The 10,625-nt window shown below is 43.3% G+C and carries 10 protein-coding genes and 1 pseudogene; 5 read left to right on the forward strand and 6 right to left on the reverse strand.

Annotated features, from left to right (window positions below):
* Positions 1–14 precede the first annotated feature (14 nt).
* The gene (locus BM265_RS18700) at positions 15–179 is read left to right on the forward strand and encodes a transposase (RefSeq protein ID WP_431768002.1); all 165 of its coding nucleotides are present in this window, start codon (positions 15–17) and stop codon (positions 177–179) included.
* A 152-nt stretch (positions 180–331) separates the two neighbouring features.
* Here the strand turns inward: BM265_RS18700 and BM265_RS18705 are convergent, their stop codons facing one another.
* From BM265_RS18705 to mtaB, 6 genes are all read right to left on the reverse strand, one after another.
* Positions 332–556 carry a hypothetical protein gene (locus tag BM265_RS18705; protein WP_074963447.1) on the reverse strand — a complete coding sequence of 75 codons (225 nt, stop codon included), beginning with the start codon at positions 554–556 and terminating at the stop codon, positions 332–334.
* 3 nt (positions 557–559) lie between these two features.
* Positions 560–1,711, reverse strand: a complete 1,152-nt coding sequence (locus BM265_RS18710; protein WP_074963448.1) for a phosphodiester glycosidase family protein — start codon at positions 1,709–1,711, stop codon at positions 560–562.
* Positions 1,698–2,750 (reverse strand): bifunctional glycosyltransferase family 2/GtrA family protein, encoded by a 1,053-nt coding sequence (locus BM265_RS18715; RefSeq protein WP_074963449.1) that lies wholly within the window; start codon positions 2,748–2,750, stop codon positions 1,698–1,700. The genes BM265_RS18710 and BM265_RS18715 overlap by 14 nt, the downstream gene beginning before the upstream one ends.
* 73 nt (positions 2,751–2,823) lie before the next feature.
* Complete coding sequence (locus BM265_RS18720; RefSeq protein ID WP_074963450.1) at positions 2,824–4,476, reverse strand: spermidine synthase; 1,653 nt, start codon at positions 4,474–4,476, stop codon at positions 2,824–2,826.
* Between the two features lie 1,098 nt (positions 4,477–5,574).
* Complete coding sequence (locus tag BM265_RS18730; RefSeq protein ID WP_074963451.1) at positions 5,575–5,811, reverse strand: hypothetical protein; 237 nt, start codon at positions 5,809–5,811, stop codon at positions 5,575–5,577.
* 541 nt (positions 5,812–6,352) lie between these two features.
* The gene (gene mtaB / locus BM265_RS18735) at positions 6,353–7,669 is read right to left on the reverse strand and encodes a tRNA (N(6)-L-threonylcarbamoyladenosine(37)-C(2))-methylthiotransferase MtaB (protein WP_074963452.1); all 1,317 of its coding nucleotides are present in this window, start codon (positions 7,667–7,669) and stop codon (positions 6,353–6,355) included.
* Positions 7,670–7,898: 229 nt separating this feature from the next.
* On the opposite strand from mtaB, the gene BM265_RS18740 reads away from it, so the two are divergent.
* From BM265_RS18740 to BM265_RS18755, 4 genes and pseudogenes are all read left to right on the forward strand, one after another.
* Positions 7,899–8,129 carry an HPr family phosphocarrier protein gene (locus BM265_RS18740; RefSeq protein ID WP_024856564.1) on the forward strand — a complete coding sequence of 77 codons (231 nt, stop codon included), beginning with the start codon at positions 7,899–7,901 and terminating at the stop codon, positions 8,127–8,129.
* Between the two features lie 183 nt (positions 8,130–8,312).
* Positions 8,313–9,416: an SLC13 family permease gene (locus BM265_RS18745; protein ID WP_074963453.1), complete on the forward strand. Its 1,104-nt coding sequence runs from the start codon at positions 8,313–8,315 to the stop codon at positions 9,414–9,416.
* A gap of 108 nt (positions 9,417–9,524) precedes the next feature.
* The gene (locus BM265_RS18750; RefSeq protein ID WP_177219644.1) at positions 9,525–10,286 is read left to right on the forward strand and encodes a class I SAM-dependent methyltransferase; all 762 of its coding nucleotides are present in this window, start codon (positions 9,525–9,527) and stop codon (positions 10,284–10,286) included.
* 148 nt (positions 10,287–10,434) lie between these two features.
* Positions 10,435–10,625 (forward strand): annotated as a pseudogene (locus tag BM265_RS18755) (hypothetical protein); the annotation flags it as partial.

Below are 10,625 nucleotides of genomic sequence, written 5' to 3' on the forward strand. Positions count from 1 at the left end.
AAGGCGTATTCGGAGTGTTGAAACAGGATCATGGCTTCAGAAGATTCCTGTGCAGGGGCAAAAACAACATCAGAACTGAGTTCCTTTTGCTGGGACTTGCATACAACATAAAGAAGCTTTTTGCTAAGATCTCAGAAAACCGACTTGGAATTTCTCTTTTTGAACTGAAATCAGCATAAAACCAGCAGAACATTACACCCCCGAGTCCTCTTTTTTGAAGAGGGCTTGGGGGTGTGCGCACTGAAATAGCTTATTTCACCAGTAAATATGTTTTTTTACTCTGATGTTCGGATATGGTTAGGGGGTGCTGCGATTGCAACACCCCCTTTTATCATGTTTCGTCTTTAGTTTTAAGGCTGTCATATTTGCGCTCGTGGTAAATATCCATTATAGATGTGATAAGCGCCAGCACCAGCATTATTATCATCAGCTTATTTGAAGCCTTACGGTTGATGAGGTTCATCGTGGGGTTGAGGATATCCAGCACCCAGAAAAACATGAACATTCCCACCATGACTATAGTTGCATGGGGTAGTATCCTTACTATTCGTTTCATTGCTTAACCTCCGATGTAGATTATATCGCTTATCTCTCTGCCTCTGTCGGGGATATTTACAAGCTCTCCCTCGTAGACCATCATAGCCGAACAGCCGCCGTCCAGATTATATGCAGTGGTACAGCCCTCGTCTGCCATGATAGCCGCTAGCTCGCTGAGGGTAGCGCCCTTAGAATATCCCGGGTCTCTGCCGTCGACGGTGACTATCTTATAGTGTCCCGGCTCGATATAACCAATGGCTGAACGTGGATTAGCACTGTTCAGATAGGTGGTGGTATTGAAGCTATCAAGTACGCCGCCTTTGCCATCCAGAAGCATAGGTCCGAAGCACCATGCCTGCCATACGCCTTGAGCAAGCACTGCCTCAGTGTCGAATTCCTCATAAGTATAGGTCTTCATCTCACCGTTTGTGAACAGTACGCATATGTCAACATCGTTAAGGTTATCGCGGTACTTTATACCGTTGCGGACAACTATGCCTTCCTCGGAATTGCCATAGAAATCGCCGTTTACAGCGAATACAGCATTGTTCTCTGATGCCATATTGAAAATAGAATCTTTGATGTTCTTGCCGTATGTGTCCTTTGCAAGACCTGTTTTCAGAACATCGACGCTTGATACATAGATATCAGCTGAATAATAAGTTATCTTATCATCGCCCTCGCCAAACCATTTTTTGTCGATATAGATGACTGCATCGTCACCCTCATAGGTGACAACTCTCTCCGACTGAACATCTGCATTCAGCACATTATTCACAAGGTTCTTGTCGGCGGTGTATTCGTCGGTATCTGTGTTATCGTACCAGTTTTCTTTGGTGTGTTCATGATGTTCCTTTTTCTTTTTTTCGGCACGGCTGCTGTCCTCGGAAATGCTGTTGGCAGGGGAGTCGTTGTCCTGTGAAACACTGCTTTCATCGTCTGTACTGTCATCACTTACCACAGAATCTTCCGTTACGCCGCTTTTTTCACCCGATTTAGGCAGGGCGAAGCTTGTTTTGTTTGCGCTGTCAACTTCAGCAACAACCGTGCCTTTGGTGTTTGCGCTGTGGGGCATGACGTAGTCAAAAAGCATGAATGTCCCCACAGCCGCGCAGACAAGCAGCGTATCTGTGACTATCATTCCCCAGACAGGCATTCTTTTATTTTTGCTCATCAGTAGTCAGACCTTTCTTTTTAAAAACAAAACTGCGCTGTGCGCTCCAGCTGAATAAAAACAGCAGAACTTCAACTATCATTTTAGCTATGTACTCATTTTTGATAACGTAATTTACTATAAGTCCCAGCAGGAAAGTGTTCACAGCAAGTATCACTGCCGCAAGAGCAAAGTATTTCAGCGCCGTTTTATAGAGATTATCCTTGTTTTTGAAAACCACTTTTTTGTTCAGCATGAAATTGAATATGGAGCTGAACACTCTTGCGATAATGTTTGAAAGTTTAATGCTTCCGCTGAATGCAAATATAACGGAATACAATAAGTAATCCACGCAGAAACTCAGCAGGGAAGAGCATGAGAATTTGAGAATATCCTTATATATCCTTAGTGAATCTTTTATGGGATTGAAATGTGAGCTCTTGTTTTCATCAAGGTAGACAGTCTCTATCGGCACTTCGTAAAAACCGATTCCATCCCTTGCCGCTTCAAGAAGCATATTCATCTCGTACTCGTATCTGTCGCCAGAAAGTCCCAGCATAAATTCGGTCAGCCTGCTTGAAAAACCGCGCAGACCGGTCTGAGTATCGCTGACACCCACACCGGCGGCGAATTTGAAAACGGCTTTCGTAACGTTATTGCCAAAACGGCTGCGCAGAGGGATATCTCCTTTGAAGCGTCTGCAGCCCATTACCAGCTTGTCCGGATGTTCTTTCAGTGCATCGGATATCCTCATGATATCTGCGGGTTTGTGCTGACCGTCCGCATCGGCTGTAATAACATAGTATCCGCTATTGCAGTTCTCCTTGATATAGGTGAAAGCAGTCCTGAGTGCGGCACCCTTACCTCGGTTGACTTCATGTATAAGCAGGTGAGCTTTGTTTTTTACTGTCTCAAATATCTCTTTTTTATCGGTATTGCTGCCATCATCCACCACGATCAGCTTATAGGTATTCTTCGCTGCAAGCTCATCAACAAGACCTATCAGCTTTTCATCTGGTTCGTAGGCAGGTATGACGATATAAATGCTGTCAATATCCATTCTTATCAGTTCCTTATTGTTCTTTTACGATAATTATAATCTGCAAAACTAAATTATACTTAAATATTTGATCTTATTCTATCAGACCTTTGATACCGTTTTCCTTGAACTGCTTTTTATAGTATGTCAGTTCCTCGGAGATCAGATCGTCAATGACCTGCATACCAAGAAGTTCAACGGGGGCTTTGTCATCTGTCAGGATAAGCTCGCCGCCCTCGTATCTCTCCATTCTCATGTAAACATCTTCCATGAGTTCTTTAAGGGCGGGATCTTCAAGCTTTTGAGCCTTGGAGTATAGCCTGTCGGGCATACCTGTAAGGTCTGAAGCGAAAAGCTCGCGGTTTGTGGTTCCATCTACTTTAACCGTGTACACGTTCCCAAAAACGGAAGCTATGGTATCGCAGAGGTACTCATTTATACTGCCTTCTTTGTCCGAATGCATATTCATGTTTACGACCATTACACCACCGGGTGCAAGGCTTTCTTTTACTAGCGTGAAAAATTCAACTGAGGACATCTGGAACGGTATTGTGATATCCTGATAAGCATCCACCATGATAACATCATATTTCACTGCTGAATCAGGGTCTTTTCTGTTAGCTCCTTTCAGTGAGTTCAGAAAAGCTCTGCCGTCGTAGGTGGTGACTTTTATATCATTGTCAAGTTCGAAATATTTATGAGCAAGATCGGTTATTTTATCATCTATCTCAACACCTTCGACTTTGATTCCGGGAAAAAAAGCTCTGCACTGTTTTGCATATGTGCCGGTGCCCATGCCCAGCACCAGCATATTCTTTTCGCTGACATCGTTACCTTCACTCATAAGTGGAGCCGCCATAGCGGTATCGTAGTAAAGTCCTGAAAGACCGCCGTCTTTCATGTAGATCGACTGTACACCGAAAAGCACGTTTGTCGATAAAGACGCTTGTTTTTCATCCTCTTTTACCTGAAGATAGTTGTAAACGGATTCGCCCTCAAATGTCAGAGATTTCTCCCAGAATGCAAAACCGAGAACAGTTCCTGTAACGCAGAAAGCTATGAAAAGCAATGTGCATATGGCAACACGGATATATCCGCGCTTGCAGGAAAAGAAATATACTATACCCAGCAGAAGAAGTATTCCTGAAAAGATCAGGAATGTAACAGCCGTGCCCACTGTTGGTATTGTGATGAATGTCGGAGCGAAAGTACCGATTATACTGCCGACAGTATTGAAAGCGCCCAGCGTACCCACAGTTTTACCGTTGTCTTCAAGGCTGTCAGTGGTGTATTTTACCAGCGACGGTGTTACCGTACCAAGAAGAAAAAGGGGGTAAACAAATATCACCATACAAGCCAGAAACGCTGCCCAGATAAGGAAATTTGTGCTTACCGTTACTACCAGCAATGCAGAAATACCAAGTATTACCAGCTTGCCGACAAAGGGAATTGCTGATATCCAAACTGCCGAAAATAGTATCCTTTTATAAAGCTTATCGGGGTCAGGGTCTTTATCTGCGCTTTTTCCGCCGAAATAGTTGCCCAGCGCCATAGCGATCATAATAGTACCGATTATGATAGTCCATACTATCTGTGAAGAACTGAAATACGGCGCTAGCAGTCGGCTTGCACCAAGTTCCACCGCCATGACTGACATTCCCGCAAAAAACTCCGTAAGATAAAGGTATAGTTTGCTTTTAAGAATGCCCGGCGTTTTAGTTTTATTGTTATCTGATTTGTTTTTCATAAATGACACTCCGTAAATAAAATTTACTGCATACAAAATATAGTAACATATTTTTTGCATCAAGTCAATTGAATTTTTATAAATAAAATGATTATTGCATTACCATAAGGCTGAATATTGGCAGATGATGGCTGATAATGATTATGCTCATTAAATATATGTAGATTTATATAAAGATAAGCTCTGAGAAAACAGCCGAAACAAAACCGCAAGTCATAGTAGCTTACGGTTTTGTTGGCTGCATAATAATCTATTGTATAGACATAAGAAATGCTGTTTTGAAATTTAAAGCTTCCCTTAACCGCACTAAATTTTTATTTAGTGCGGTTTTATGTTCGGCTCGTTTACAATCATATCATCTTTTTATTTTTTTGTCAATGGGGTGTCCCCCATTTTCTGCAACTAGGTCAATAACCTCATGCATTATCATGTTTAACTCCGTGTCTATGAGTGTACGCCCTCGGAGCGTGAAATATTCGTCATTACTTCTAAGCAGACATTGAGCGTACACAAGCAAGTCCATTATCTCATCGCTTTCTATTATTCGGCGCACCTCCTTTAGCCGCATTCAGACCACCACCAAGCAATGTAATCAAGTCGGCGGCTGACATCTTACGGAGCATATTTTCGACCGTTGACCCCTTTCGGGTCACACGGTATATCTTTACCCGTGCTACGTTGTGAAACTCGTTGCACACTAAGCGAGGACTTTGTCCGAGCTTGTATCCGCAACGTATGTAACACGGATCATAGAATCGCTTTGACTGATATAAACAGTCTAGCCTTGTGCAGAACTTGCACAAGCAATTCATGCATTTGGATATACCCATGTATATTCCCCTTTCAGCGCGTATTTGCTTGTGTTTTGTGGTCTGCCTTTCCTTTAGTTTTATATATCTGTTTTCAAAGTGATTGTTTTATGTGGCTAATATCAAGTAATAGCCACCCGCCGCCCTGAGTTGCCACTTTTTGCACACGTTCGCGGTCGGAGCGCCCCGCTTGCGGGGTGCAAGCGGGGGCGCTGCCGAACCGCTGAACGTGCGCCCAAAGAGTGTCCCCTCTCTTTTGCGGCGCTTATGTGGCTAACTGCCTTGAATATCAGTCAGCATTAAAATTTTCAATGCGGCACTCGTAGCCGTCAATTATATCATTTTCCTCAAGAGAATAATTATCAACGCGAACAACAAAACCCTCGCCAATGGCAAAATTGAGCCGTGCAATAATTTTCTGCAAATCTTTTTCTATGTCATCGGGTAGTCCCATAGTATCACACATATCAAACAAAATTCGAGAAGCAATAAAGCAGTCAGCGCGGTCATAATTTTCAACTTTCATCACAAGTTCCTTTCCTGATGTAAACGAGTGCTGAAAAATTCGACTTGCTTAAACCGTCTGTGAAGCTCTGAGGGCTTGTCTGACCGTTCAAGTCCTCGTGAAGTAAGTCGGATGGACTAACGCCCCGCGAGCCGTGCGGAGCTTTTTTAGAGCTTCACAGGCGATTCAAGCGAGCCGAGACACACAACAACCGCCTGCGGCATTTATTCCACGTTCCCTTGACATGGGACCCGAGCGGGCAGTCTATTCAACAGGCACAGGCAGGGCACGCCTGCCTGTGGCTACAAGCCTAGACCGCCCGCACCCATGTCAAGGGACTTTCGCGGCATAAAAGCCGCAGGCTAGTGCGTAAAGGAACTATGAAAATGCGCCCCGAATGGAGCGCATGAACATTCTGTATCTTATCGCACTAAATTTTGCGTATGGTTTTTATTTAGTGCGGTTTTATGTATACTTCTAACCTGATATATTTTAACCCTTTCCCATCGATTGCTTAGCTGGTTCTCGCTTGAGAACATCACAACTCACATAACTTATGCTGTCATATCTGTTCCTGAACGATCTCACCATAACAGAACTCACCGTCCGAGGATGTCACTCTTACTTTTCTTATCTGTCTTCGCCATGTCTCTTTGGGATCATCCCTGCGGACTTTTACCACGACATAATTCGGGGCGTGACCGTTGTGCCATTCTGATTCGGTCTCTCGCTCAAACAGTACTTCAAACACCTTTCCGACACATTGTGACAGATACGCCGCTCGGGTTTTCACGCAGACCTCAGACATACGCTTTGCACGTTCGTGCTTTATGTGCTGCGGGACTTGTTTAGGCATATCGTTTGCCTTTGTTCCAGCACGCTTTGAGTACGGGAAAATATGCGCATCGGCGAAAGCTGTCTCTTCTGCGAACAAGAGCGACTCTTCAAATGCTTTATCATCCTCTCCCGGGAAACCTACCATTATATCGGTGGTTATGGCACAGTTCGGGAAATATGATCTCAGCGATTTGCAAAGTGCAGAATATTCGGCAGAATCATATCGCCTGTTCATCGATTTCAGGATACTGTCGCTGCCGCTTTGCAGTGAAAGATGAAAATGAGGACACAGCTTATCCAGTGCAGCAAGCCTTTTTATATCATCTTCAAGTATCATTTCGGGTTCGATAGAACCAAGCCTAACTCGGAACTCCCCTTTTAGCGAACATATGCTCTCTATTAAGTCTGTGAGTGTGGGTCTTTCGGGAAGATCTTTTCCGTAAAAGCATAAGTTTATACCTGTCAGTATCAGTTCCTTATGTCCTGCGGAGATGTTCTGTTCAGCCTCGCTTATCACGTCATTGAGCGGCTTTGAGCGAACGTGTCCCCTGGCATACGGGATTATGCAGTAGGTACAGTAGCAGTCGCAGCCGTCCTGTATTTTAATGTAGGAGCGTGTTTTTTCACCGCTGCATTTGTTAGTCATACTGTCTATCTTTTCGCCTTTGGTATGTTCACTAATGCAAATGATACGCTCCCCTGTTTTCATGAATCTGTCGGTCAGTTCTGGGATACTTCCTTTGTTTTCCGTGCCGACGATTATATCGCACTCCATCAGTCCTTCCGCTTTTTCTCTGAATGCCTGAGGAAAACAGCCTGCAAGAACAGTTACAGCCCGCGGAGATGTCTTGCGTATCCGCCTTAACATTTGCAGACATTTCTGGTCAGCCTGTTCGGTAACTGTACAGCTGTTTATCACGCATACGTCAGCCGGTGCAATATCCCTGACAGTTTCATGACCTTCCTGCTCAAATCTCTCGCGGATATGTTCGGTTTCATACTGATTGACCTTACAGCCGAAGGTATAGTAATATATTTTCATATTATAAATTCTCTCCTCGAAATATGTAGGATATGTACAAAATATTCAGCTTTGTATTGTGAAAGTCACACAATTGAAGCTTTTATGAACTACATCTATTGACTATTGTACCATATTTTATTTTTTTTTGCAAATAAGCCTTGACATTTGTGAAAATATGATTATAATTATAATTGTAGCAAGTAGCTACGTGGATATTTAATTTAGAATTGTGTTAGGAGGAACCAATATGAAAAAGGTTAAGATCTCACTTGATTCCATTCAGGCTGTTAAGGAATTTGTAGGCATCGTTATGATGTATGACTTCGACGTTGACCTTACTTCCGGCAGATATGCAGTAGACGCTAAGTCTATCATGGGTATATTCAGTCTTGATCTGTCTAACCCCATTCAGCTGACAGCTCACACTGAAGATGCTGACAAGTTCTTCGCAGAGATCAAGAAGTTTATCGTTGAATAATATCAAGATCATTTAGTGAATATTAAACGGCAGGCTTTAGGGTTTGCCGTTTTTTATGTGCGAAGTTTTTGAAGCGTTAAAAATATATTCCACAAAACTTGATATTTTAGGCATTGAGCAAAATATCCTGCAGTGGTATAATAATTAAGCTTTAATCTGTATTTATAAAGAAGGATAGATCTGATGATAAAATTTATAAAGTCACAGCCTGTGCTGGTAGTGGCTTTTTTTGCTGCTGTTGTGACTATGTTCATCATCCCGCCCGATGCGGGATATGCGGGCTACGTCAACCGTGCTGTGCTGATACAGCTTTTCTCACTGATGACAGCTGTTGCGGGGCTGAGGAGTATCGGGATATTTGAGCGCGTTACGGACGTACTGCTTGAAAAAGCTGGTACGGTACGCAGGCTTGGGCAGATTTTCGTGCTGATATGCTTTTTCACTTCGATGCTTGTTACAAATGATGTGGCACTGCTGACATTTATCCCGTTGACACTGATAGCTATGAACGGCGTTGACAAAAAAAGTATTATAATGACCATAGTGCTTGAAACGGCGGCAGCTAATCTGGGAAGTATGATGACACCTGTCGGAAATCCGCAGAACCTGTTCATCTACGCGAATTACCACATGACAGCATTGACATTTGTGAAGACCATGGCGCCTGCGGGAATCGCAAGCCTTGTGATACTTATGCTGCTGACACTACTTTTGCCAAAGGATAAATGCACTCATACCGATAGCACCGAAACTGATGACTTCCCCGCTGTTCATCTATGGGGTTATCTGGCGCTGTTTGCGGTCTGTTTGCTGTCGGTTTTCAGGGTGATACCCGACTACATCTGCCTTATTTCGGCGGTGGTATGCGCACTTATACTCAACCGTAAACTGCTTATCAAGGTGGATTACTCACTGCTTGCAACATTCCTTTGCTTCTTTGTATTCGTCGGAAACATTGCAAGGGTAGGTGCAGTGAACAATTTCTTCTCAGATATTATGAAAGGCAGAGAACTTCTGGTATCGGCGGCACTTTCACAGGTGATAAGCAATGTTCCTGCGGCGATGATGCTTTCGGGATTCACTGATAACGGTACTCAGCTTATGCTTGGAGTGAATATCGGCGGACTTGGAACGCTCATAGCTTCACTTGCAAGCCTGATATCATTTCAGTTTTACAGAAAGAGCGAAGGTGCGGATTCGGTTAGATACATTGTAGTGTTCTCAGTGGTAAATTTCGGTATGCTGATAATTCTGCTGCTGCTTCAGATGTTGATAGCATTTATATAAACACAGACGGTATTTCCAATATAAGGGAATGCCGTTTTGTATTGACAGACTAGCTTTTTTGAGTTATGATATAGTATACTGAGATAAAAAGTTTGAAAGGAGAACAAAATGAAAGCAAAAAAATCGGATTGGTACAAACACAACTGGGGACTTGATATCAAAAATATGTCCTGGGTGGAAAACACAGTCAGTGAGGTTGACTATATAATCAAGCTTTGTGGACTAAAAGGTAACGAGCGAATACTTGATCTTGCCTGCGGTTTTGGCAGACATTCACTGGAATTTGCACGCCGCGGCTTCAGCGTGGTCGGTGCGGATATCACGGAAATTTATATTGAGGACGCTGAAAAAACTGCTAAGGCAATGGGTCTTATAAATGCGGAGTTCATATGCTGTGATATCAGGGATATCGCCTACAAAAATGAGTTTGATGTGGTGCTGAATCTCGCTGACGGTGCTATTGGTTATCTTGAAAACGATGAGGAAAATCTTAAGATATTCGATAGGATAGCAGCCGCTCTTAAATACGGCGGTCATCACGTATGTGACCTTGTTTGCGGAGATTATGCTGATGCCCACTTCCCTGTCAGGCTGTGGGACAGCGGCAGCAACACACTTTCTCTGTCGGAATTTGACTGGGACAGGGATAAGAGGATAATGCTTTTCGGTAATTGTGATATTGCATATGGCGACGTTCTCAAAGTGCCAGAGATCCCCGAGGGTGATCCTACAAGGGTCTACACTGTTGCAGAGATCAAAGATATCATGCACAAACGCGGCATGGAAGTTACGGGCGCATTTGCGGGATACAGCGATATCCCTGCGGGAAAAGAAAATTTTCAGATGCTTATTCATAGCATAAAGAAGTAGATAAACGGGCTGTTGCAGCCCCAACAAAGAAAAAGAGCCTGGCACAGTGCCAAGCTCTTCTTTTTGTGGTATAATATAATTGCAAAAACCATTAAACCAACGAAAGGATTGTACCACAAAAATGAGAAATTGTCAAGTGCGTCTTAACATGAATTATGAGATCTACATCGAAGAAAGCTCAACTGTCAGAGTATTGAGCAATGTTATAGATGAGATCTATCAAAAAGAAGAATACACGATAGTAAGCAAGTGGAATGGCGCCATACCCGAGGATATCATGATGAAGATACTCATCTACGGGTACATGAACGACTCTTTTTCAAGCCGTAAGATTGAACA

Origin of the sequence: Hominimerdicola alba (assembly GCF_900112155.1) — a bacterium.
Lineage (GTDB): Bacteria > Bacillota > Clostridia > Oscillospirales > Ruminococcaceae > Hominimerdicola > Hominimerdicola alba_D.